General features: G+C 65.5%; 20 protein-coding genes. 13 read left to right on the top strand and 7 right to left on the bottom strand.

All coding sequences use genetic code 11. The features are described from left to right. Positions 1-19 precede the first annotated feature (19 nt). The 13 genes from hydA to I6F21_RS10860 all read left to right on the top strand — a co-directional run bounded on the left by hydA (position 20) and on the right by I6F21_RS10860 (position 15,622). Complete coding sequence (hydA, locus tag I6F21_RS10920; RefSeq protein WP_225141404.1) at positions 20-1,489, top strand: dihydropyrimidinase; 1,470 nt, start codon at positions 20-22, stop codon at positions 1,487-1,489. 16 nt (positions 1,490-1,505) lie between these two features. Then, entirely contained in the window at positions 1,506-2,480 is a 975-nt protein-coding gene (locus tag I6F21_RS10915; protein WP_036023563.1) for an NAD(P)-dependent oxidoreductase, read from the top strand. Between the two features lies 1 nt (position 2,481). After that, on the top strand, positions 2,482-3,231 hold the full coding sequence (locus I6F21_RS10910; protein WP_036023565.1) for an SDR family oxidoreductase: 750 nt from the start codon (positions 2,482-2,484) through the stop codon (positions 3,229-3,231). Further along, positions 3,228-4,664 (top strand): NAD(P)/FAD-dependent oxidoreductase, encoded by a 1,437-nt coding sequence (locus I6F21_RS10905; protein WP_225141406.1) that lies wholly within the window; start codon positions 3,228-3,230, stop codon positions 4,662-4,664. The genes I6F21_RS10910 and I6F21_RS10905 overlap by 4 nt, the downstream gene beginning before the upstream one ends. A gap of 119 nt (positions 4,665-4,783) precedes the next feature. Then, positions 4,784-6,403: an ABC transporter substrate-binding protein gene (locus tag I6F21_RS10900; RefSeq protein WP_225141408.1), complete on the top strand. Its 1,620-nt coding sequence runs from the start codon at positions 4,784-4,786 to the stop codon at positions 6,401-6,403. A 28-nt stretch (positions 6,404-6,431) separates the two neighbouring features. After that, entirely contained in the window at positions 6,432-7,466 is a 1,035-nt protein-coding gene (locus tag I6F21_RS10895; RefSeq protein WP_036005288.1) for an ABC transporter permease, read from the top strand. Further along, on the top strand, positions 7,463-8,311 hold the full coding sequence (locus I6F21_RS10890) for an ABC transporter permease (RefSeq protein WP_036005271.1): 849 nt from the start codon (positions 7,463-7,465) through the stop codon (positions 8,309-8,311). Before I6F21_RS10895 ends, I6F21_RS10890 begins: the two co-directional genes overlap by 4 nt. After that, on the top strand, positions 8,308-9,978 hold the full coding sequence (locus I6F21_RS10885; protein ID WP_057029970.1) for an ABC transporter ATP-binding protein: 1,671 nt from the start codon (positions 8,308-8,310) through the stop codon (positions 9,976-9,978). The genes I6F21_RS10890 and I6F21_RS10885 overlap by 4 nt, the downstream gene beginning before the upstream one ends. Before the next feature lie 150 nt (positions 9,979-10,128). After that, positions 10,129-11,733 (top strand): ABC transporter substrate-binding protein, encoded by a 1,605-nt coding sequence (locus tag I6F21_RS10880; protein WP_225127728.1) that lies wholly within the window; start codon positions 10,129-10,131, stop codon positions 11,731-11,733. A gap of 17 nt (positions 11,734-11,750) precedes the next feature. Then, positions 11,751-12,692: an ABC transporter permease gene (locus I6F21_RS10875; RefSeq protein WP_225141410.1), complete on the top strand. Its 942-nt coding sequence runs from the start codon at positions 11,751-11,753 to the stop codon at positions 12,690-12,692. Continuing rightward, entirely contained in the window at positions 12,689-13,612 is a 924-nt protein-coding gene (locus I6F21_RS10870) for an ABC transporter permease (RefSeq protein ID WP_036034858.1), read from the top strand. Before I6F21_RS10875 ends, I6F21_RS10870 begins: the two co-directional genes overlap by 4 nt. A 31-nt stretch (positions 13,613-13,643) precedes the next feature. Further along, positions 13,644-14,633 (top strand): ABC transporter ATP-binding protein, encoded by a 990-nt coding sequence (locus I6F21_RS10865; protein ID WP_192893254.1) that lies wholly within the window; start codon positions 13,644-13,646, stop codon positions 14,631-14,633. Then, positions 14,630-15,622: an oligopeptide/dipeptide ABC transporter ATP-binding protein gene (locus I6F21_RS10860; RefSeq protein WP_225141412.1), complete on the top strand. Its 993-nt coding sequence runs from the start codon at positions 14,630-14,632 to the stop codon at positions 15,620-15,622. Before I6F21_RS10865 ends, I6F21_RS10860 begins: the two co-directional genes overlap by 4 nt. Before the next feature lie 249 nt (positions 15,623-15,871). Here the strand turns inward: I6F21_RS10860 and I6F21_RS10855 are convergent, their stop codons facing one another. The 7 genes from I6F21_RS10855 to I6F21_RS10825 form a co-directional block, all read right to left on the bottom strand. Further along, entirely contained in the window at positions 15,872-16,159 is a 288-nt protein-coding gene (locus I6F21_RS10855) for a YciI family protein (protein ID WP_036005205.1), read from the bottom strand. Between the two features lie 76 nt (positions 16,160-16,235). Continuing rightward, positions 16,236-17,210, bottom strand: a complete 975-nt coding sequence (locus I6F21_RS10850; RefSeq protein ID WP_036005202.1) for a sugar ABC transporter substrate-binding protein — start codon at positions 17,208-17,210, stop codon at positions 16,236-16,238. Between the two features lie 41 nt (positions 17,211-17,251). Next, positions 17,252-18,229, bottom strand: coding sequence for an ABC transporter permease (locus I6F21_RS10845; RefSeq protein ID WP_036005199.1), 978 nt, complete (start codon positions 18,227-18,229; stop codon positions 17,252-17,254). Continuing rightward, positions 18,226-19,176 (bottom strand): ABC transporter permease, encoded by a 951-nt coding sequence (locus I6F21_RS10840; protein WP_109144269.1) that lies wholly within the window; start codon positions 19,174-19,176, stop codon positions 18,226-18,228. Before I6F21_RS10840 ends, I6F21_RS10845 begins: the two co-directional genes overlap by 4 nt. Continuing rightward, on the bottom strand, positions 19,169-20,692 hold the full coding sequence (locus I6F21_RS10835) for a sugar ABC transporter ATP-binding protein (protein WP_109144268.1): 1,524 nt from the start codon (positions 20,690-20,692) through the stop codon (positions 19,169-19,171). The genes I6F21_RS10840 and I6F21_RS10835 overlap by 8 nt, the downstream gene beginning before the upstream one ends. 10 nt (positions 20,693-20,702) lie before the next feature. After that, a complete protein-coding gene (locus tag I6F21_RS10830; protein ID WP_225141414.1) occupies positions 20,703-22,097 on the bottom strand; it encodes an FAD-linked oxidase C-terminal domain-containing protein in 1,395 nt (464 codons plus the stop codon). A gap of 55 nt (positions 22,098-22,152) precedes the next feature. Beyond that, positions 22,153-23,037, bottom strand: a complete 885-nt coding sequence (locus tag I6F21_RS10825; RefSeq protein ID WP_225127740.1) for an intradiol ring-cleavage dioxygenase — start codon at positions 23,035-23,037, stop codon at positions 22,153-22,155. Between the last annotated feature and the right edge of the window lie 4 nt (positions 23,038-23,041).

Here is a 23,041-nt window from a genome sequence, read left to right as displayed (position 1 = left end):
GCCTATCACGGAGTGCCTCATGACTGAACCCGCTTACGACCTGATCATCCGCGGCGGCCGCGTCGCCACCACGGCCGACGTCTTCGAGGCCGACGTCGCCATCTCCGGCGAGACCATTGCGGCCATCGGCCGCGGGCTTCCGCCCGCAAAGCGCGAGATCGACGCGCGCGGCAAGCTGGTGCTGCCCGGCGGCGTCGACAGCCACGCGCATATCGAGCAGCTGTCGGCCGCCGGCATCATGAACGCCGATACGTTCGAGAGCGCCACCGTCTCCGCCGCCTTCGGCGGCACCACCACGGTGATTCCGTTCGCGGCTCAACATGTCGGCATGAAGCTGCCTGAGGTCGTCGCGGATTATCACGCCCTGGCAAAGAAGGGCGCCGTGATCGACTACGCTTTTCACATGATTATTGCGGACGCGACCAAGGAGACGGTCGAGGAGCACATTCCCGCGCTGGTGAAGCAGGGCCATGCCTCGATCAAGATATTCATGACCTATGACCGCCTCAAGGTCGATGACGAGCCGCTGCTCGACATCCTGCTGGCGGCGCGCCAGTCCGGCGCGATGCTGTGCGCCCATGCCGAGAACCACGGCATCATCGCCTGGATGGTGAAGCGGCTGCTCGCACGTGGCTACACCATGCCGAAATACCACGCCGTCAGCCACGCCCGCGTGTCGGAAGCCGAAGCCTTCACCCGGCTGATCGGCATGGCCGCGCTGATCGACCAGCCGATCATGATCTTCCACGTCTCGACCGCCGAAGGCGCCAAGGTGATCCGCGACGCGCGCGGGCAGGGGCTCAAGATCTTTGCCGAGACCTGCCCGCAATATCTGTTCCTGACCGCTGGCGATCTCGACAAGCCCGGCTCGGAGGGTGCCAAGTGGATGTGCAGTCCGCCGCCGCGCTCGCATGCCGACCAGGAGGCGCTGTGGCAGGCGCTCTCGCTCGGCGATCTCCAGACCATCTCGTCGGACCACGCGCCGTATCGCTACGACGAGACCGGCAAGCTGCGCGCCGGCCCCAATCCGAATTTCAAGCAGGTCGCCAACGGCCTGCCGGGCCTGGAGCTGCGGCTGCCGCTGTTGTTCGACGCGATGGTGTCGAAGGGCCGGCTGGGCCTGGAGAAATTCGTCGAGCTGACCGCGACCGCCCCGGCAAAGATCTACAACCTGCACCCGCGCAAGGGCTCGATCGCCGTCGGGGCCGACGCCGATATCGCGATCTGGGATCCCAACCGCGAGGTCACCATCGCGGACGAGATGATGCACGACCTCGCCGGCTACACGCCGTTCGCGGGTCGCAAGCTGAAGGGCTGGCCGGTGTCGGTGCTTTCGCGCGGCCGCGTGATCATCGAGGGCGACAAGTGCCTCGCGAGCGCCGGCAGCGGAAAGTTCCTCGCGCGCAGCGGCGGCGAGGCGGCCAGGCCGACCGGCCGGCTCGTCGCCGACATGGATCCCGAACGGAATTTTGGGGCAGAGCTGCTGTGATGGTGGATCGCGCGCGATGAGGATCGTCATCTTCGGCGGCACCGGCTTTGTCGGCCTCAATCTCGCCGAGGTGCTGCTCGCGCGCGGGCATGAGGTGACGCTGTATGATCGTAAGCAACTGCCGGCTGGAGCGGAGCGATCCTTTGCCGACTACCGGGAGCGGCTCACGATTATTCAGGGCGAGATCTCGGACGTCGAGAGGATCGAAACGCTTGTAAAGCAGGGCTTTGACGCGATTGTCCTTGGCGCTGCCATAACTGCCGGGGATCAGCTCGAGCGGTCCACGACCTCGAGCATTCTCGAGATCAATGTGATGGCTCAGTTCCCGATTCTGAGCGCTGCGATCCGCCGCGGTGTTCGGCGTGTGATCAATCTGTCGTCAGCATCTGCCTATGGAGCCGCGGGGCAACGCTATCCGATATTGGACGAGGAGACGCCGTGCGATCCCGTCTCCTTCTACGCCGTCAGCAAATTCACGTCAGAGAGATCCGTGGCGCGGCTTGCCGAGTTGTGGGGAGGCGATTTTCTGAGTGTGCGCTTAAGCGCAGTGTTCGGTCCGTGGGAACGCATCGGGAAGGTGCGCGATACGCCAAGCCTCCAGTTTCAGATTCTAGCCGCATTCGCGCGCAGCGAGCCGGCGCTGCTGCCGGCGCCAGGCATCAAGGATTGGACCTACGCGCCGGACGCCGCCGAGGCCGTGGCTGTGCTGATCGAAGCCGAGCGGCCGCGCCATCGGCTCTACAATATCTCCAGCGGCGCGGCCTGGTCGGCGCTGCAATGGGGCGAGGCTTTTGCGGCCCTGCATCCCGGGCTGGAGTGTCGGCTGGCGGAGCCGGGCGAGAAGACCTTCATCAAGCTTCATGGAGGCGATCGCGCGCCGCTCTCAGTGAGGCGAATGGCCGACGAATTCGGCTGGCGCGCGCGGTTCGGCTGTGCGGAGTCAGCTGCCGCGATGAGCGCCTGGTGGATGCAGCACAGGGAGGGGATCTGACATGCGGCTGCAGGGGCGCACGGCCATCATCACCGGCGCAGGCTCGGGCATCGGCCGCGCCAGCGCAAAACTGTTCGCGGAGGAGGGCGCGCGCCTTGCTTTGGTCGATCGTGACGCCGCGGGCCTCGAGGAAACGCTGAGCCTTATCGGCGAAGCGACGACGCATATCGGCGACGTCGGCGATGGCGCATTCGCCGAAACCGTCGTCGGCGACGTCGTGGCCCGGCATGGTCGGCTCGATATCCTCATGACCGCGGCTGGCTTCTCCTGTGGTGGCACGGTGCTGACCACGAGCCTGGACGACTGGGATGCGGTGTTCCGCGCCAATGTCGGCGGCACCTGGCTGTGGGCGCGGGCTGCGGTGCCGCAGATGCAGCGGCAGAACAGCGGCTCGATCATCACGCTGGCATCGCAGCTCGCCATTGCCGGCGGCAAGGGCAACAGCGCCTATATCGCGGCCAAGGGCGCGATCATCAGCCTGACGCGGACCATGGCGGTGGATTTCGCAACGGATGGCATCCGTGTCAACGCGATCGCGCCCGGCGCAATCGACACGCCGATGCTTCGCCGCAGCTTTGCCCGGCACGCCAATTCCGAGCAAGTGCGCGAGGCCTCGCGCAACCGCCACGCCATGAAGCGCTTCGGCGTGCCTGAGGAGATCGCGCAAACCGCACTGCATCTCGCGAGCGATGCCTCGTCGTTCACGACCGGCACCGTGATGGTGGTCGACGGAGGCTGGCTCGCCGCATGAGTGAGACGCTGACCCAGCTCGAAGCCGACATTCACGCCGATCTCGCTCGGATCGCGCATCCCGGCGCGGCGTGGCTCGAACCGAAAGCGGGGCCAGACGGCAAGCCGGCGCTGGATGTTCTCATCGTCGGCGCCGGCCAGTCCGGCATCGCCATCGGCTTCGGCCTGCTGCGCTCGCGCGTCAGCAACATCCTGCTGATCGACAAGGCCGAAGAGGGCAAGGAGGGCCCGTGGCTCACCTACGCCCGGATGCCGACGCTCCGCAGCCCGAAGGACTACACCGGGCCCGACCTCGACATCCCCGGCCTGACGTACCAGTCCTGGCACGAGGCCCGCTTCGGCAAGGCGAGCTGGCAGGAGCTCGGCCTGATCGCGCGCGAGCATTGGGCGGAGTATCTGCTCTGGCTGCGGCGCGCGGTCGGCTTGCCGGTGCGCAACGCTTGCGAGCTCAAGGAGATCGCGCCGGCGGCTGACGGCCTGCTCGCTGCGCGCGTGAAACGGGCAGCAGAGGTCGAAACGCTCTATGCCCGCAAAATCGTGCTGGCGACAGGGCAGGAGGGCATGGGCGGCTGGATGATTCCGGAGCAGCTGGTGCATCTGCCGGCGAGCTCTGTTGCAACCGTCGCCGACGACATCGATTTCGAAAGCCTGCGCGGCAAGCGCGTCGCCGTGATCGGTGCCGGCGCCTCCGCTTTCGACAATGCGGCGACTGCGCTGGAGGCCGGTGCCGCTGAAGTGCGCCTGCTGTGCCGACGCGCTCAGATCCAGGTGATCCAGCCCTATCGCTGGCTGACCTTTCGCGGCTTCCTGCGCCATCTCAGCGATCTCGACGATGCCTGGCGCTGGCGCTTCATGCGCAAGATCCTCGAGATGCGGGAAGGATTTCCGCAGCCGACCTATGACCGCTGCGCGCGTCACGCCAACTTCACACTGCACGAGGGCGCGCCGGTCGAAGCCGCGCGCAAGACTGATAACGGCGTTGAACTCCAGACGCCGCGCGGCGCCATCACCGCCGATTTCGTCATCTGCGGCACCGGCATCGACATGGACTTTGCCGGCCGCGGCGAGCTCGCCCAATGTGCCGGCAACATCGCGACCTGGGCCGACCGCTACCAGCCGCCGGAAGACGAACGCAACGAACGGCTCGGCCGCTTTCCCTATCTCGCCGACGACTATGCCTTCACCGAGCGCGAGCCGGGAACGACGCCGTGGATCGCCGACATCCATCTGTTCGCCATCGCCTCCACCATGAGCTTCGGTCCGTCGGGGTCGTCGATCAATGCGATGACGACCGCCGTTCCAAAGCTGGTCCACGGCCTGACGCGCGGCCTGTTTCGCGCCGATGTCGAACGGCACTGGGATTCGCTCAGCGCCTATGACGTGCCGCAGGCCGTGGTGACGCGTCATGCGCGAGAAATGGGGGAATCGCTGTGATCACCCATGCGCCGTCGCGACCTCGCGTCCCTCGAAATGTCCGATCGGACTGGCGCGCAACTTGCTTCCTTCTGAACCTGCCTTGCTGGCGTTCTCGTTCGAAATTCAGGGAAAAACCAATGCGTTTTGTGTCTTTCAGACTGGCGACCTCAGTTCTCGCTACCACTGCGCTGCTGCTCATCGCCACTGCGCCGTCGCAAGCGCAAACCAGGGCAGAGACCTTGCGCTACGTCACCGGCGCCTCCGTCAACACGCTCGATCCCAACATCCCCGGCTCGACCCGCGAATCCTTCGCGTTGAGCATGAGCACCTATGACCGGCTGGTGGCATTCGGCCGCAAGCAGCTCAACGGCAAATGGGTGTTCGACCTCGACACGATCACCGGCGAGCTCGCCGAATCCTATGACGTCAGTCCTGACGGCCTTAAGATCACCTTCCGCCTGCGCAAGGATGCAAAGTTCCAGGACGGCTCGCCTGTTACGGCCGAGGATGTCAAGTGGTCGCTCGACCGCTGCGTCACGGCGCCGATCCTCGGCAAGGCGCAGTTGCTCACGGGCTCGCTGACCTCGGCCGATCAGTTCAAGGTGATCGATCCCCTCACCATCGAGGTGACGCTGCCAAAACCCGACAAGCTTGCGCTGCCTAATCTTGCCACCGTCTATCCGATGATCATCAACTCGAAAGTGGCGAAACAGCACGCCACGCCTGACGATCCCTGGGCCACGGCTTGGCTGAAGGAGAACACCGCCGGCAGCGGCGCCTATGCGGTCGAGAGCTTCAAGCCGGGCGAGCAGGTGATCATCAAGCGCAACGAGGCCTGGAACCGCGGATCGCCGGGCAAGCCGGCGTTCTTCAAGCGCGTCATCGTGCAGTCGGTGCCGGAGCCGGCGACCCGCGCGAACCTCGTCGAGCGCGGCGATGCCGATCTCGTGCTCGACCTGCAGGCGAGCGACGTGCAGTCGCTGGAGGCCAAGGGCAAGCTCAAGGTAATCTCGACGCCGCAATACAATGCGGTCACCTACGTCTCGATGAACAACCAGATCCCGCCCTTCGACAACGTCAATGTCCGCCGCGCCATCGCTTCCGCGCTGCCCTATGAGGACATGTTCAAGGCGGCCCTGTTCGGCCGTGGTGCCCCGCTGTTCGGTGCGACCTGGCCGGACGGCAAGCCGCTGAACGGCATCTATCCGTTCCAGCAGCCGCTGAAGCTCGATCTCGACAAGGCCAGGGAGTACCTCAAGGCCGCCGGTCTTCCCGAGGGATTCTCGACCACCTTCAGCTTCAATGTCGGCCAGGCCGCGACGGCCGAGCCGATGGCCGCTCTCGTCAAGGAGTCTCTTGGCAAGATCGGCATCAAGGTCGACATCCAGAAGCTGCCGGACGCGCAGATGTCGACGCAGATCAACGAGAAGAAGCTGCCGTTCTTCACCGAAGGCATCGTCGCCTGGCTGCCGTCGACCGACTATTTCTACCGCAACTTCTACACCGGCACTCAGCGCTGGAATTACTCTTCGATCAACAATCCGGACCTTGCCGCGATTGCGCAGGAGGCCCGCTTCGAGCCCGATAAGGCCAAGTACGAGGCAGCCGGCCGCAAGCTCAACGCGATGCATGTCGACCTGATGCCGCAGATCATGCTGTGGCAGCCCAATCAGGACGCGGTGATGGCGCCGTCGATCGAAGGCTACACCTATGAGTTCCACCGCCAGGTGGACTATCGCGATGTCAGCCGCAAGTGACATCCGCGGCGAGCAGGGACGCTGAATGGTGACGACCGGTCTTGGTGCAACGATGGTGCGGGCGGGCAGGCGGCTCTTGTCGTCGCTGCCGGCACTGTTCGGTGTGCTGGTCTTCACCTTCCTGTTGATGCGCGTCCTGCCCGGCGACCCCGCGGTGTTCTTCGCCTCGGGGCCCAATGCCGGCAAGGAGGAGATCGAGCAGATCCGCAAGCAGATGGGGCTCGACAAATCCGTGCCGGAGCAGCTCGTGTTCTATCTCTCCGACATCGGCCACGGCAATCTCGGCCGCTCGATGATGACGGGACAGCCGGTGCTGAAGGACCTGCGCGAGCGATTGCCGGCTTCGCTGGAGCTCACCTTCACCGCACTGCTGATCGCGCTCATCGCGGCAGTGCCGCTTGGGGTGCTGGCGGCGCTGCGGCCGGGATCGATCATCGATCACGGCGTTCGGCTGTTCTGCGCACTCGGCGTCTGCGTGCCGACTTTCGTTTCGGGTCTGCTCTTGATCTATGTCTTCTATTATCTGTTCGGGCTGGCCCCTGATCCGACCGGGCGCATCGACGTCTTCACCTCGCTGCCGCCGCAGCGCACCGGCTTCCTCTCGATCGATTTCCTGCTCGCCGGCGACGTCGAGGGCTGGTGGGCGGCCTGCAGGCAGTTGATCCTGCCGGCGGTGAGCATGGCGCTGTTCGTGATCGCGCCGCTGGCGCGGATCACGCGGGCCTCGATGCTGGTCTCGCTCGGCAGCGATTTCGTGCGCACTGCGCGCTCGGTCGGATTGTCCTGGCGCAAGGTGGTCGTCACCTATGCGCTCCGCAATGCGATCCTGCCCGTCATCACCATCGCCGGCATCGTGTTCTCGACCATGCTGGGCGCCAACGTGCTGGTGGAGAAAGTGTTCTCCTGGCCGGGCGTGGCCTCTTATGCGCTCGACGCGTTGCTGTCCTCCGACTATGCGCCGGTGCAGGGTTTCGTGCTGCTGATGGCCAGCCTGTTCGTGCTGGTCAATCTCGTCGTGGACATCTGCTACGGCATCGCCGATCCCAGGGTGTCGATCGAATGACCAGCGCCACACTTCGCCATTCGGTCTGGATCCTGCGCGGCAATCCGCTCACGGCGGTGGCCGCGGCCGGGGTGACGCTGTTCGTCTTGGTCGCGATCTTCGGACCGTGGATCGTGCCTTACGACCCCGTGGCCTCGAACGTGTCGGAGGCCCTGCTGCCGCCGAGTGCGGCGCACATTGCCGGCACGGACCAGCTCGGCCGCGACGTGTTCAGCCGTCTCATCATCGCTGCACGGCTCGACCTTGCCATCGCAGTCTCCGCGGTTGGCATCTCCTTCGTGATCGGGGCCGTCGTCGGCGCGTTCTGCGGCTATGCCGGCGGGCGGCTCGATCGCGCCGTCGGCCGCTTCGTCGACGTGATGATGGCCTTTCCGCTGTTCGTGCTGGCAATGGCGATGGTCGCCGCGCTCGGCAACCGGATCGAGAACATCGTGATCGCGACCGCGATCATCAATCTTCCGTTCTACATCCGCTTCGCGCGCGCCGAGGTCAATGTCCGCCGCAATGTCGGCTGGGTCGAAGCCGCGCGCGCCTGCGGCGAGAGCCATTTCTCGGTGGTGCTGCGCTTCCTGCTGCCGAACATCCTGCCGGCGATGGCTGTGCAGATCTCGCTCAATCTCGGCTGGGCCATTCTCAATGCCGCCGGCCTGTCGTTCATCGGTCTCGGCGTCAAGCCGCCGACGCCGGAATGGGGCATCATGGTCGCGGAAGGCGCGCGCTTCATCTCCACCGGACGCTGGTGGCTGGTGGCCTTTCCCGGCCTCGCACTGATGCTGGCCGTGCTGTGTTTCAACCTCCTCGGCGACGGCATGCGGGACATTCTCGATCCGCGGATGCGCACATGAGCGAGGACCTGCTCAGGATCGACGACCTCCACGTCGCGTTCTCGACGCGGCGGGGCATGGTCGAGGCCGTGCGCGGCGTCACGCTCACGGTGAAGGCCGGCGAGATGCTCGGCCTCGTCGGCGAGAGCGGCTCGGGCAAGTCGGTCACCGGCTTTGCGACGACGCGGCTGCTCGATGCAGCCGGCCGCGTCACCGGCGGCAAGATTCTGTTCCGTGGGCAGGACGTCACCAAGCTCCGCGGCGATGATCTGCGACAGCTGCAGGGCGCCGCGATGTCGATGATCTTCCAGAATCCGCGGGCGGCGCTCAATCCGATCCGCGCGATCGGCCTGCAGATCGCGGACGCGATCCTCACCCACAAGCGTATCTCGAAAGAGGCCGCGCGTGCCGAGGCGCTGGACCTGCTGCGCGCCGTTCAGATCCGCGATCCCGAGGCGCGGATGAACGCCTATCCGCACGAGCTCTCCGGCGGCATGTGCCAGCGCGTCATGATCGCGATCGCGATCTCCTGCAATCCTGCGCTGTTGATCGCGGACGAGCCGACCACCGGCCTCGACGTTACCACGCAGAAGGTGGTGATGGATCTGCTGGCAGACATTGCCGCCGCGCGAGGCATGGCCACGATCCTGATCACGCACGACCTCGGCCTTGCGGCACGCTACTGCCGCCGCATTGCCGTGATGGAGCGCGGCCGCATCGTCGAGGAGGCGAGCCCCGGCATTCTCTTCAGCGCGCCGCAGCACGCCTATACCAGACGCCTGGTAGCGGCGTCGCCGACGGCGACGTCACGGATCGAAGATCTCGTGACGGAGGAGGACAGAGAGCGTTACGCCAACGTCGTCACCAGACCCAGGCAGGAGCGAGCGCACGGCACGCCGCCGCTCCTGGAAGTGCGCAAGCTCGCCAAGCGTTTCGATCAGGGCTCCGCTGCGGTTGCCGACTTCTCGATGACGATGGCGGGCGGCGAGAGTGTCGGGCTGGTTGGCGAGTCCGGCTCGGGCAAGAGCACGACCTCGCGCATGATCTGCCGCCTGATCGATCCGAGCGAGGGCGACATCGTGTTCGACGGGCAGTCGATCGGGCACGTGGCGGCGCGCGATTTCCACCGCTCGCCGTTGCGCAAAGACATCCAGATGGTCTTTCAGGACCCGAACGAAAGCCTCAACCCGCGCTTCACGGCGTTCGATTGCATTGCCCATCCCTTGATGCGGCTCGACGGCATGCGCGCGGGCGAAGGCTTGCGCAAACGGGTGGAAGAATGCGCCGAGCGAGTCGGGCTGCCGCTCGATCTGTTGCCGCGGTTTCCGCATCAGCTCTCCGGCGGGCAGAAGGCCCGCGTCGGCATCGCCCGCGCCATCGCCTGCCGGCCGCGGCTGCTGGTGCTGGACGAGCCGACCGCCGCGCTTGACGTCTCGGTGCAGGCGGTGGTGCTGCAACTGCTCGATCGCCTCAGGCGCGAGAACGACATTGCGCTGCTGTTCGTCAGCCACGATCTCAACGTCGTGCGCATGCTGTGCGACCGCACCATCGTGCTGCGCAACGGCGGCATCGTGGAGCAGGGCGAGAGCCGGGCGTTATTTGATAATCCAAAGACCGACTACACGCGCAAACTGGTCGAGGCGATCCCGCATATCGAGACCGGGCCGACGCTGGCGGCCGCTCTGTGAGCCCCGAACTCGCATTCCTGGCCCGCCAAATGGCGAGATCCCGCTGGCGAAGCCGCATTTAGTGGCATACCATTTGCTTGCAAATGGGCTCGGTTTCACTTGCCCTTTGCCAATGAACAGCTGGCATCACGGCATTTCTGGGAGGACTTCATGGATCGCAGGACGGTATTGAAGGGACTGGCTGGCGCGGGCAGCCTGGCGTTGACGGGTGGCCTGTCGGCCCCGGCGATCGCCCAGGGTGCGGCGGCGCGCACCCTGCGATTCGTGCCCCAGGCCAATCTCGCCAATTTCGACCCGATCTGGGGCACGCAATATGTCGTGCGCAATGCCGCCGCGATGGTTTGGGACACGCTCTACGGCATCGATTCCTCGTTCCGGCCGCAGCGGCAGATGGTCGAGTCCGAGGAAGTGACCGACGACGGCACCACCTGGACGTTCAAGCTGCGGCCCGGCCTCAAGTTCCACGATGGCGAGCCGGTGCTCAGCAAGGACGTCGTGGCAAGTCTGACGCGCTGGTCGGCGCGCGATCCGATGGGCCTGATGATCAAGGCGCTCCAGCAGGAGCTCACGGCCGTCGACGACCGCACCTTCAAATGGGTGCTGAAGCAGCCCTTCCCGAAATTGCTCTACGCGCTCGGCAAGAACAATTCGCCTTGCAGCTTCATCATGCCGGAGCGCATCGCGCAGACCGATCCGTTCAAGCAGATTTCCGAATATATCGGCTCCGGTCCGCTGAAGTTCGCCAAGAGCGAGTGGGTCCCCGGTGCGAAGGCCGTGTTCGAGAAATTCGCCGACTATTCACCGCGGCAGGAGAAGGCGTCCTGGCTTGCTGGCGGCAAGCAGGTGATGGTCGACCGCGTCGAGTGGGTGATCATGCCGGATCCGGCAACCGCGGCGGCCGCGTTGCAGAACGGCGAGATCGACTGGTGGGAGAACCCGATCGCGGATCTCGTTCCGGTTCTGAAGAAGAACAAGAATATCAGCGTCGATATCGGCGATCCCCTCGGCAATATCGGCTCGTTCCGCATGAACTTCCTCTATCCGCCGTTCAATGACGTCAAGGCGCGGCGTGCGGTGCTGATGGCGCTCAGCCAGGAAGACTACATGCGCGCGATCGTCGGCGACGACAATTCGCTGTGGAAGCCGCTGCCCGGCTACTTCACGCCGGATACGCCGCTCTACACCGAAGTGGGCGGCGAGATCCTGAAGGGCAAGCGCGATCTGGACGCCGCCAAGAAGCTGCTCGCCGAGAGCGGCTATTCCGGCCAGCCGGTGACGTGCCTCGTCGCGCAGGACCAGCCAATCACCAAGGCGATGGGCGACGTCACCGCCGATCTTCTCAAGAAGCTCGGCATGAATGTCGACTTCGTCGCAACCGATTGGGGCACGGTCGGCTCCCGCCGCGCGCAGAAGACACCTCCGGGACAGGGCGGCTGGAACATGTTCCACACCTGGCACGCCGGCGCGGATTGCGTCAATCCGGCTCCCTACACCGCCATTCGTGCCAACGGCGACAAGGCCTGGTTCGGCTGGCCCACCAGCGCGGCCACCGAAAAGGAGGTCGCCTCGTGGTTCGAGGCCAAGAACGTCGACGAAGAGAAGGCCGCCATGGGCCGCCTCAACAAGGCGGCGATCGATGACGTCGTCTACGCGCCCACGGGCTTCTTCCTGAGCTACACCGCGTGGCGCAAGAACGTCTCCGGCGTTGCCAAGGGACCGCTGCCGTTCTTCTGGGGCGTGTCGAAGTCCGCATGATCCTGCGCTGAGGCCAGATGCTCTCTTACATCCTCCGTCGCATCGTCGCGACCTTGCCAGTCATGGCGATCGTCGCGCTGTTCGTGTTCAGCCTGCTTTATATCGCGCCGGGCGATCCGGCCGTGGTGATCGCGGGTGATCAGGCAAGCCCGGAGGATGTGGAGCGCATCCGCCAGAGCCTCGGGCTGGACCGGCCCTTCCTGGTCCAGTTCGGAAGCTGGGTCTGGCGCATCCTGCACGGCGATCTCGGCACCTCGATCTTCACCAACCTGCCGGTCTCCGCGATGATCGGGCAGCGTCTCGGACCGACGCTGTCGCTGATGATCGTCACGCTGCTGCTGACGATCGTGGTGGCGGTGCCGCTCGGCGTGGTGGCGGCATGGAAGGCCGGCAGCCTGATCGATCGCGTCATCATGGGCTTTGCCGTGTTCGGATTCTCGCTGCCGGTCTTCGTGGTCGGCTATATGCTCGCCTACATCTTCGCGCTGGAGCTGGAATGGCTGCCGGTGCAGGGCTACACGCCGCTGGCCCAGGGTTTCTGGCCATGGCTGGAAAACCTGATCCTGCCGGCGATCGCGCTCGGCTGCGTCTACATCGCGCTGGTCGCCCGCATCACGCGGGCAGCCATGCTCGAAGTGCTGCAGCAGGACTATATCCGCACCGCCAAGGCCAAGGGCCTCGGGCAGGGCGGCATCCTGTTCATTCACGCCCTGAAGAACGCGGCGGTGCCGATCGTCACCGTGATCGGGATCGGCATCGCGCTCCTGATCGGCGGCGCGGTCGTCACCGAGAGCGTGTTCGCGATCCCCGGCCTTGGCCGCCTCACCATCGATGCCATCCTGCGCCGTGACTATCCGGTGATTCAGGGCATCGTGCTGCTGTTCAGCTTCGTCTACGTCCTCGTCAATCTGATGATCGACGTCGTCTACACGCTCGTTGACCCGAGGATCCGCTATTGACCGACACCACCGTCAATCCGCATTCGCTTCCGGCCGGCCTCGTCCTTGCGCCGCAACTGCCCGAGATCCTGCGGCCGGTCAGGATACGGCGCGGCTTCGTCGGCCTCCTGCGCGGCCACCCGACGGTCGCGATCGGCGGCGCGCTGCTGCTGATGCTGGTGCTGATCGCGATCTTTGCGCCATACCTCGGCACGGTCGATCCGACCGCGCTTGCGCCCGCCAAGCGCACCCGCGCGCCGTCGGCCGATTTCTGGTTCGGCACCGACGTGCTCGGCCGCGACATCTATTCGCGCGTGCTGTTCGGCGCGCGCGTCTCGCTCACGGTCGGCCTCTCGGTCGCGATCTGCGCCTCGGCGATCGGCCTTGCCATCGGCATGGTATCCGGCTTCATCCGCTGGGCCGACGGCATCCTGATGCGGTTCATGGACGGGCTGATGTCGATCCCGCCGATCCTACTGGCGATCGCGCTCATGGCCCTGACGCGCGGCAGCGTCGGCAACGTCATCCTGGCGATCACCATCGCCGAGATTCCGCGCGTCTCGCGCCTCGTCCGCAGCGTCGTGCTGTCCTTGCGCGAACAGCCCTATGTGGACGCGGCCGTGGCCTGCGGCACGCGCACGCCGATGATCATCCTGCGCCACATCCTGCCCAACACGGTTGCGCCGATGCTGGTCCAGGCAACTTACATCTGCGCCAGCGCCATGATCACGGAGGCGATCCTGTCCTTCATCGGCGCCGGCACGCCGCCGACCATCCCGTCCTGGGGCAACATCATGGCCGAGGGCCGCGCGCTTTGGCAGGTGAAGCCCTACATCGTGTTCTTCCCGGCGGCGTTCCTGTCCGTCACCGTGCTCGCCGTGAATCTGCTCGGCGACGGCCTTCGCGATGCGCTCGACCCGCGCATGGCCAAAAGCCTGTGATGTTGTCTGTGATGGATCGAGGCTGATTGCGATGGCTTTGCTCGAAGTCGAGAACCTCCAGACCCATTTCCGCACGCCCGGCGGCATCAACCGCGCGGTCGACGGGGTATCCTTCCATGTCAACGAGGGTGAGACGCTCGCCATCGTCGGCGAATCCGGTTGCGGCAAGTCGGTGACGTCGATGTCCTTGATGCGGCTGATTCCGGAGCCGCCGGGCCGGATCGCAGGCAGCATCCGCTTCGCGGGCAGGGATCTGCTGAAATTGTCCGACCGCGAGATGCGCGCGATCCGCGGCAACGACATCTCGATGATCTTTCAGGAACCGATGACGAGCCTGAACCCGGTGCTCACCGTCGGCCGCCAGATCCGCGAGACCTTGATGATCCATCAGGGCCTCGACAAGCAGGCGGCGGAGGCGCATGCGGTGGAGATGCTGACACTGGTCGGCATTCCCGAGCCGAAACGGCGCGTCGGCGAATATCCGCACCAGCTGTCCGGCGGCATGCGCCAGCGCGTGATGATCGCGGTTGCGCTGGCCTGCAATCCGAAGCTTCTCATTGCAGACGAGCCGACAACCGCCCTCGACGTGACAATCCAGGCGCAGATCCTCAAGCTGATGTTGGACCTGAAGCGCCGGGTCGGCGCCGCCATCATCCTGATCACCCACGATCTCGGCGTCGTCGCCGAGATCGCCGAGCGCGTTATGGTGATGTACGCCGGCCGCAAGGTCGAGGAGGCGCCGGTGGCCGAGCTGTTCCGATCCCCGCGTCATCCCTATACGCAAGGCCTGTTGGGCGCGGTGCCGAAGCTCGGCTCCTCGCTCGCGGGCACCGCGACCCGCCTTGCCGAGATCCCGGGGCAAGTGCCGGATCTCCGCAAGCCCATTATCGGCTGCGTCTTCGCCGGCCGCTGTGCGCTCGCGACCGACGTCTGCCGGCAATATGCGCCCGGACTTGAAGAGAAGGGCCCGCGCCACGTCGCCGCCTGCCATTACGCCGCCAAGGGAGCCGTCGCGGCATGAGTCCTCCGCTGCTCCAGGTCAACGACCTCAAGAAACATTTTCCGGTCAAGAGCGGCCTGTTCGGCCGCAAGTCCGAATTCGTCTACGCGGTGGACGGCGTCTCCTTCGAGATCGCGCGCGGCGAGACGCTGTCGCTGGTCGGGGAGTCCGGCTGCGGAAAATCGACGGTCGGCCGCGCCATCCTGCGGCTGTTCGAGATCACCTCGGGCCAGGTCATCCTCGACGGCCAGAGGATCGACGACGCAGCACCTGGCACGATGCGCCAGATGCGCCGCCGCGTGCAGGTCGTGTTCCAGGACCCGTTCTCCAGCCTCAATCCGCGCATGCGTGTGCGCGACATTCTCGCCGAGCCGATCCGCAATTTCGGCCTCGCCAAGTCCGCAGAGGATCTCGAGGTCCGTGTCACATCACTGATGGACACGGTGCGCCTGCCGCGCGAGGCGCTGAATCGCAGGCCGCACGAATTCTCCGGCGGCCAGCGTCAGCGCATTGGCATTGCGCGGGCGCTGGCTGCCGAGCCCGAGCTGATCGTCTGCGACGAGGCGGTCTCCGCGCTCGACGTTTCGGTCAAGGCGCAGATCGTCAATCTACTGCAGGATCTGCAGCGCGAGTTCGGCCTCGCGCTGCTCTTCATCAGCCACGATCTTGCCATCGTCGAGCACATGACCCATCGCGTCGCGGTGATGTATCTCGGTAAGATCGTCGAGGTCGCCCCGCGCCGCGAGATCTTTGCCGCGCCAAGGCATCCCTACACCAAGGCGCTGCTTTCGGCCGTGCCGCTGCCGGAGCCCGGAGCCCAGCGCAATCCCATCATCCTCAAGGGCGACGTGCCGAGCCCGATCAATCCGCCGAAGGGGTGTCGCTTTCACACCCGTTGCCCGTTCGTGTTCGATCGTTGCCGGACCGAGGAGCCGACGCTGCGCGCGGCCGGAGCCGAGCAGTGGGTGGCGTGTCACCTGGAAGAGGCTGCGCCGGCAGTCAGCGGTTAAGGACCTGACTCCAGTCCGCGTCGCACACCGCGCCGACGCTGGGCAGGTGCCTGGATGGCGGGCGCAACTGACATCGGGTGATGATTACATTATGCCCCTGTTTTGCCCGACGAGTCAAAATCCACCGCCGATCCGGGTCGGCATTGGCCTCGGATGCGAGGTCGCGCGGTGCATCGGAAATTCGTAAGCGAAAACAAGCCCCGTTGTACTGTGCATGGGGTTGTTTTCGCACTTTGTCGTGGCGGACCCTCAACCCTGCCGGCGCAGGAAGCCGGTGATCGTCACCTTGTCCCAGATGCCGGCCGCGGCAAACGGATCGGCGCGATTGAAGGCCTCGACCTCGCTACGGCTAGGGGCCTCGATCAGGAACAGGCTGCCGATCATGGTCTGGCCGTCGTCGGAGACGAGCGGACCGGACATCACGATCTTGACGCCGAAGCGCGAGGTGTCGCTGAGGAAAGCCTTGTGGGCGTCGTAATTGGCGAGCCGCGTCGGCAACGCGCCGGTGCGGTCGAGGGCGTGAATGGCGAACAGCATGCTGTCTCCGTTTCTTGGCTTCATTCTTGGGACGGCCGCGGGCTGCGGCCGTCCGGTCTTGATGTGGGGGGATGGCCTACTTCGCGCTGAGCTTGCCGGCGTCCTCGAAGGTGGGGCAGGTCCGCTGCTCCAGCGGCACGTCGAACGGCCCGTAATTGTCCTTGGTGATCACCGTCGGCTTCAGCACGATCTCGCTGATGACAGGCTGGCCCCGCAAGGAGCGGATCGCCATCATGGTGCCGAGGCAGCCTTGCGCAAAGCCGTTGTAGTCGCCGCTCGCCAGCAGCTTGCCGGACTTGATCGCGTCGATCGCCTCCTTGGTGCCGTTGATGCCGATCACCTGCGCCTTGCGGTTGGCACCGTCGAGCGCCTCGATCGCGCCGACCGCCATGGCATCGTTGGCGGCTAACACGCCGTCGATCTGCGAATTCGACTGCATCAAGTTCTCCATCACCTGGAGCGCCTGGAGCCGCTGGTAGTTGCCGGGCTGCGAGGCCAAAAGCTTGGCGCCGGGGGCTTCCTTCAGCGCGTCGTTGAAGCCGCGGACGCGGTCGACATTGGTCAGCGAGCCCTTGACGCCTTCGATGATGACGATGTTGCCCTTGCCGCCGAGCGTCTTGAGCAGGAAGCGCGCGGTCTCCAGCCCAAGGCTGTAATCGTCGGCGCCGACGAAGGACAGGAACTTGCCGCCGGCCGAACGGTCGGTGATGTTGACGACCGGGATCTTGGCTTCGTTGATCTTCTCGACCCCGGGGACCATCGCCTTGTAGTCGACCGGCGTGAACACGATCGCGCTCGGCTTCTTCACCACGACGTCCTCGATCTGGCTGAGCTGCTCGGGGATCGAGTCCGGCTTGGTCGGGATGTATTGCAGCGTCTTCGCGTTCAGCACCTTCGCCATGTTGTCGGCGCCGACCCGCACCGTCTGGAAGAACGGATTGGTCTGGTTCTTGGTGAAGACGGCGATGGTCTCGCCGTCGGCACGCGCCGCAGTGGTGAGCGCGGTCGCCATCAGCAACGGCAGCGCCACATAGCCAATTGTCTTTCTCATATTGCCTCCATCCCTCATTTTGCTTGTTGGATTGCTGGAACTCATTGCGCGCGGCGGCGGGTCTTCATGTCGAGCCAGACCGCGAGAATGACGATGACGCCGGTGACGAGCGGCTGCCAATTGGCGCTGACCGCGAGCAGGTTCATGCCGTTCAGCACCAGGGTCAGGATCAGCGCGCCGATGAAGGTGCCGAACACGGTGCCGACGCCGCCGAACAGCGAGGTGCCCCCGATCAGAACGGCCGCGATCGCCGGCAGCGTCAGGCTCTCGCCGATATCGGCCTCGGCCGAATTGAGCCGCGACAGGAAGATGATCGAGGCAAGTCCCGCCATGGTGCCTGAGACCGCGTAGACCAGCAGTAGGCGGCGCGCGACGGGAATGCCTGATAGTCGTGCGGCGACAGGATTGGCGCCGATCGCGTAGATCTCCTGGCCCCAGACCGTGCGCTGCGCGAAGAACGTCCCGATGCCGAGGAACACCAGGAGCAGGTAGACCGGAATGGGCAGGCCGAACAGATAGCCGCTGCCGATCTGGCGGAAGCCGGCCGGGAAGCCGTGCAGGGTCTCGCCCGCCATGTACCAATAGGTGAGGCCGTTCAGCACCCAGAGCATGCCATAGGTGGCGATGAAGGAGGGAATGCGGAGCGCCGTGACCATGACGCCGTTGATCAGGCCGACGAGCCCGCCGCAGGCAAGTCCGGTGAGGATGCCGAGCGCAGGCGAACCGGTCGTGTGGATCACGGTACCGGCGAGGCAGGCGGACAGCGCGACATTGGCGCCGACGGAGAGATCGAGGCCTGCGGTCAGCACCACCAGCGTCAGGCCGGAGGCGATGAAGAAGGTCAAGCTTGCCTGCCTCAGCACGTTGAGGATGTTGCCGAGGCTCAGGAAGGAATCGCTGAGCACGGCCAGCACCGCGCAGATCAGGAAAGCCGCGAGCAGGCGATAGAATAGCTGGACCGCGTCCTGCGACAGGAAGGAGCGGGGCGGCGCCATGGCGCCCTTGGTGATGTCGGTCATGTGCGGCTCCTGAGGCCGTCGAGGAACAGGGCAACGATGACGAGCACGCCGACGCTGGCGACCTGCACCGAGGAGGGGAGCGAGATCAGGTTCAGCCCGTTGCGCAACACGCCGACGGAAAGGACTCCGAGCAGCGTACCGAGTAGCCAACCATTCCCGCGCTCGAACGAGGTGCCGCCGACGGCAACGGCCGCGATGGCATCGAATTCCAGGCCGAGGCCGGCGGTGGGATGGCCGGAGTTCATGCGTGCGGTCATCAACAGGCCTGCGATTCCGGCCATGGCGCCGCCGATCGCGTAGACCGCGATCAGCAGCCTGTTGGGGGATAGCCCGGCATAGCGCAGCGCCTCGCGGTTGCCGCCGAGGGCGAAGATGTAGGTGCCGAAGCGGGTGTGATAGAGCAGGCCGTGAAAGGCCGCATATGTCACCAGCGCCATCACGATCGGCACGGGAATGCCGAGCAGCGTCGCCGAGTAGATGTCGCGCACGCTGTGGGGAATGCCGACCACGCTCTGGCCGTCGCTGACGATCAGCGACAGGCCCTGCGCCATGCCGAGCGTGCCGAGCGTCGCGACGAAGGGCGGTATGCCGAGAATCGCGACCAGCCAGCCGTTGGCGAGGCCGAAGGCGGTGCCGACCAGAAGGCCGGCGCCGAGGCCCAGCAGCATCGACTTGGTCGCAAGCGACACGATCGCGACGCAGAGCGAGGTCAGCGTCAGCACCGCGCCCATCGACAGGTCCAGCCCCTCCGTCATGATGATCAGGGTCATCGGCAGCGCGAGCATGGTCAGGATGGTCGACTGCACCAGCACGTTGGAGAGGTTGGCGACCGACAGGAAGCCGGGCGCGATCACGCTGAACAGCACGATCAGCAGCACCAGCACCATGGCAACGCCGGGAATGCGCTGCAGCGGATTGGGCTCTGAGACGATCGCGGCTTCACGCATGATGCATCCCCAGTCGCACGATGTTCTCCTCGGTCAATTCGTTGCGTGACAAATGTCCCGCGATGCGCCCCTCGCGCATCACATAGGCGCGGTCGCAGACATGGCAGATCTCGACCTGCTCGGACGAGATCATCAGGGCCGCGGCGCCGTCCGCGACGAGGCGGTCGATCAGCGCGAAGATCTCCGACTTGGCGCCGATATCGATGCCGCGCGTCGGCTCGTCGAAGATGAAGAGCTTCGAGCCGGCTGCCAGCCATTTGCCGATCACGACTTTCTGCTGGTTGCCGCCCGAGAGCAGTCCGACGGTCTGGCGTGCGCTCGGTGTCGCGATGCGGAGCTGCCGGATCAGGCCGTCGGCGGTGCGCTGTGCCGAGCGTTGGTCGAACAGCCCGCTCGGAAACAGCTTTTTCAGCGCCGACACCACCAGATTGTCGCTGACGGATCGCAGCAGCGCGAGGCCTTCGCTCTTGCGGCTCTCAGGGATCAGCGCGATGCCGCGGCGGGCGGCGAGATCCGGCTCGCCGGAAATGCTCTTGCCGTCGAAGATGATCTCCCCCGATGTCACGGGATCGGCGCCGAAGATGGCGCGGGCGACCTCGCTGCGGCCGGAGCCGACCAGCCCGCACAGCCCAACGATCTCGCCGCGGCGCACCTCGATGTTGATGTCGGAGATGCCGGTGGACGCGGAGAGGCCCTTGACCTCGAGCAGCACCTCGCCGGGCTTGTCGGCGAAATTCCGCGGATAGGTCATGTCAACGTTGCGGCCGACCATCATGCGGACCAGCTGGTCCGGCGTGACGTCGGCAGGCCGGACACCGTCGATGCGGCGGCCGTCGCGCAGCACGGTGATGCGATCGCCGAGCGCGAACACCTCGGCCATGCGGTGGGAGATGTAGACGATGGCGACGCCATCGGCCTTCAGCCGCGCGATCAGCGCGAACAAGAGCTCGGTCTCGCGATCGGACAGGGCTGCGGTGGGCTCGTCCATGACGAGGATGCGGGCATTCTGGCTGATCGCCTTGGCGATCTCGACCATCTGCTGCTGGGCGACGCCAAGCTTGTCGACGGTGGTGGCGGGATCGATGTCGAAGCCGATCGTGTCGAGCACGCGCTTTGCGTCGGCCAATATCCTGCGGCGGTCGATGGTGCCGGGAATGCGGCCCTTTGGCTCGCGGCCGAGGAAGATGTTCTGGGCAATGTCGAGATAGGGGACGAGCGAGAATTCCTGGAAGATCACGGCGATGCCGAGCTTCTGCGCATCGGCGGTCGAGGAGATCGCGACTCTTTCGCCATTGTAATAGAACTCGCCGGTGTCGGCGCGATAGGCGCCGCACAGCACTTTCATCAGGCTCGACTTGCCGGCACCGTTCTCGCCCAGCAGCATATGGACTTCGCCGGGGTAGACGGCAAAGGACACGTCGTCCAGTGCCTTGACGCCCGGAAACTCCTTGCTGATGCCGCGCAATTCCAGCAGCGGCGTGGGCGAGGTGACCTCGATCGGGAGCGCGTCGCTCATGGCTTGTTGCTCATGTTTTGGCTCTGCCAGCAAAGATCTTTCCGGGGTTCATCAATCCGTCAGGATCGAGCGCCGTCTTGATCGATCGCATCACATCCACGGCCTCGCCGAGCTCGTCGGTGAGATAGCCGATCTTGCCGAGCCCGATGCCGTGCTCGCCGGTGCAAGTGCCGTCCATGGCGATGGCGCGCGCGACCATGCGGGCCTGCAGCGCCTTGGCGCCTTCGGCCTCCTCGGGCTTTGTCGGGTCGATCAGGATCAGCATGTGGAAATTGCCGTCACCGACATGGCCGACGATCGGTGCGGTGAAGCCGTGCTCGTCACCGTCGCGACGCGTCTCGATCAGGCATTCCGCCAGACGCGAGATCGGCACGCAGACGTCGGTGATCACAGCGCGCGCGCCGGGCCGCAAGCCAAGGCCGGCGTACAGGGTGTTGTCGCGGGCATGCCAGAGCCGGCTGCGGTCTTCCGGCGCCTTGGCCCAGGCAAAGCCATGGCCGCCATGCTCGGCCGCGATCGCCTGCGCGGCTTCGGCCTGCTCGGCGACGGAGGTCTCGGAGCCATGGAATTCGAAGAACAGGGTGGGGGCCTCGCGATAGCCGAGCTTGGCGTAGGCGTTGATGCCGCGCATCATGACATCGTCGAGCAGCTCGATGCGGGCCACGGGGATCGCGGACTGGATCACGGAGATCGCGGTGTCCACCGCATCGTGCAGGGTGTCGAAGCTGCAGACTGCCGCCGAGATCGCCTGCGGCACCGGGTGTACCTTCAGCGTGATCTCCGTGATGACGCCGAGCGTGCCTTCCGCACCGACGAACATGCGCGTGAGGTCGTAGCCGGCCGCCGATTTGCGCGCGCGCCGGGCGGTACGGATCACGCGGCCGTCGGCCAACACCACCTCCAGCGCCATGACATTGTCCTTCATGGTACCGTAGCGCACCGCCATCGTGCCCGAGGCGCGCGTCGACGTCATGCCGCCGATCGAGGCATCGGCGCCCGGATCGATCGGGAAGAACAAGCCGGTGTTGCGCAGCTCCGCATTGAGCTGCTTGCGCGTGATGCCGGGCTGCACCACGACGTCCATGTCGCTGTCGTGCAGGCTGAGCACCTTGTTCATGCGCGCGAAGTCGAAGCAGACGCCGCCGGCGACCGCGGCCGCATTGCCTTCGAGCGAGGTCCCGGCGCCGAACGGGACGATCGGCATGCCCGCGCCGGCGCAGAGCTTGACGATTTCAGCGACCTCCTGCGTCGTCTCAGGGAAGACGACGATGTCCGGCGGCAGGCTGCGATAATGCGACTCGCTCTGCCCATGCTGATCGAGCACGCCGCGCGCGACGCTCGCGCGCGGTCCGATCATGCCGGCGAGGCGCTCGGCCAATATGTCCGTGCTGACCCGCGGTCCCATCCGTAAGCTCCCGTTTGCTCCCTGTCTCCGGACTCTTGTTGGTCCGTCGTTCAGCTTAAGCGGCTCTTGCGTTGCTTGCGACCTGCTTCAGGCCGAAATCATAGTTGAGATGAAAATAGTCGCGCTCCACCATGCGACCATCCGGCGCACGGCCGGCGGGATGACGGACGAATTCGCGGATCAGGCTGTCCTTGACGCCGAACACCACGTCGCTGTCGAGATATTGGTCGCCGGCAACGAACACGTGCGTCACCAGCTGCTCGAAACCGGGCGCTGAGATCATGAAGTGCACGTGCGCCGGGCGCCAGGGATGGCGTCCCTGCACCTCCAGCATCTCGCCGACCGGTCCATCATGCGGAATCGGGTAGGCGGCCGGCTTGATCGACCAGAAATGGAAGCGGCCGTTGGCGTCGGTATGGAAGCGGGCGCGCATCGCGAGATCGCCGATCTCATCGAGCTGCTGCACGTCGTAATAACCGTCGTCGTCGGAGTGCCAGACGTCGACGATGGCGCCGGCGAGCGGCTTTCCGTCCACGGCCGAGACCGAGCCGGTGACCAGCATCGGATCGCCATCCATCGGCCCGGAGATGTCAGCGCCGCTGTCCTTCTCCGGCGCGGCCTGGACGAAGAACGGCCCGAGCACCGTGGTCTCGGTCGCGCCTTCGGGCACCGGATGGTTGATAGCGTCGACCAGCATGGAGACGCCGAGCGTGTCCGACAGCAGGATGAACTCCTGGCGCTTGTCGTTGCACATGTGCCCGGTGCGGGTCAGGAAGTCGATGCCGTATTCCCACTCCTTCTGGGTCGGCCGCACCTCGCGGACGAAGGCGTGAAGATGCCGCACCAGCGCCTCGCTCACCTGCTTGATGCGTGGATCGGTCGCGCCCGCGATCCGCTCCAGAACGGCGTCCGTGATCGTGTTTTCGTTGAAGTTACGCATGTGT

The organism is Bradyrhizobium sp. NBAIM03 (assembly GCF_020194055.1).
Lineage (GTDB): Bacteria > Pseudomonadota > Alphaproteobacteria > Rhizobiales > Xanthobacteraceae > Bradyrhizobium > Bradyrhizobium yuanmingense.
The sequence above is the reverse complement of the archived record's forward strand: the minus strand, read 5'-3'. Positions and strand labels throughout refer to the sequence as shown.

Bases quoted from the DNA above. Each gene is read 5' to 3' on its own strand.
- I6F21_RS10880 (WP_225127728.1), top strand. From the start codon at position 10,129: ATGGATCGCAGGACGGTATTGAAGGGACTGGCTGGCGCGGGCAGCCTG.
- I6F21_RS10900 (WP_225141408.1), top strand. From the start codon at position 4,784: ATGCGTTTTGTGTCTTTCAGACTGGCGACCTCAGTTCTCGCTACCACT.
- I6F21_RS10915 (WP_036023563.1), top strand. From the start codon at position 1,506: ATGAGGATCGTCATCTTCGGCGGCACCGGCTTTGTCGGCCTCAATCTC.
- I6F21_RS10845 (WP_036005199.1), bottom strand. From the start codon at position 18,229: ATGACCGACATCACCAAGGGCGCCATGGCGCCGCCCCGCTCCTTCCTG.
- I6F21_RS10855 (WP_036005205.1), bottom strand. From the start codon at position 16,159: ATGCTGTTCGCCATTCACGCCCTCGACCGCACCGGCGCGTTGCCGACG.
- I6F21_RS10885 (WP_057029970.1), top strand. From the start codon at position 8,308: ATGAGCGAGGACCTGCTCAGGATCGACGACCTCCACGTCGCGTTCTCG.
- I6F21_RS10865 (WP_192893254.1), top strand. From the start codon at position 13,644: ATGGCTTTGCTCGAAGTCGAGAACCTCCAGACCCATTTCCGCACGCCC.
- I6F21_RS10850 (WP_036005202.1), bottom strand. From the start codon at position 17,210: ATGAGAAAGACAATTGGCTATGTGGCGCTGCCGTTGCTGATGGCGACC.
- I6F21_RS10830 (WP_225141414.1), bottom strand. From the start codon at position 22,097: ATGGGACCGCGGGTCAGCACGGACATATTGGCCGAGCGCCTCGCCGGC.
- hydA (WP_225141404.1), top strand. From the start codon at position 20: ATGACTGAACCCGCTTACGACCTGATCATCCGCGGCGGCCGCGTCGCC.
- I6F21_RS10840 (WP_109144269.1), bottom strand. From the start codon at position 19,176: ATGCGTGAAGCCGCGATCGTCTCAGAGCCCAATCCGCTGCAGCGCATT.
- I6F21_RS10875 (WP_225141410.1), top strand. From the start codon at position 11,751: ATGCTCTCTTACATCCTCCGTCGCATCGTCGCGACCTTGCCAGTCATG.
- I6F21_RS10905 (WP_225141406.1), top strand. From the start codon at position 3,228: ATGAGTGAGACGCTGACCCAGCTCGAAGCCGACATTCACGCCGATCTC.
- I6F21_RS10910 (WP_036023565.1), top strand. From the start codon at position 2,482: ATGCGGCTGCAGGGGCGCACGGCCATCATCACCGGCGCAGGCTCGGGC.
- I6F21_RS10835 (WP_109144268.1), bottom strand. From the start codon at position 20,692: ATGAGCGACGCGCTCCCGATCGAGGTCACCTCGCCCACGCCGCTGCTG.
- I6F21_RS10890 (WP_036005271.1), top strand. From the start codon at position 7,463: ATGACCAGCGCCACACTTCGCCATTCGGTCTGGATCCTGCGCGGCAAT.
- I6F21_RS10825 (WP_225127740.1), bottom strand. From the start codon at position 23,037: ATGCGTAACTTCAACGAAAACACGATCACGGACGCCGTTCTGGAGCGG.
- I6F21_RS10860 (WP_225141412.1), top strand. From the start codon at position 14,630: ATGAGTCCTCCGCTGCTCCAGGTCAACGACCTCAAGAAACATTTTCCG.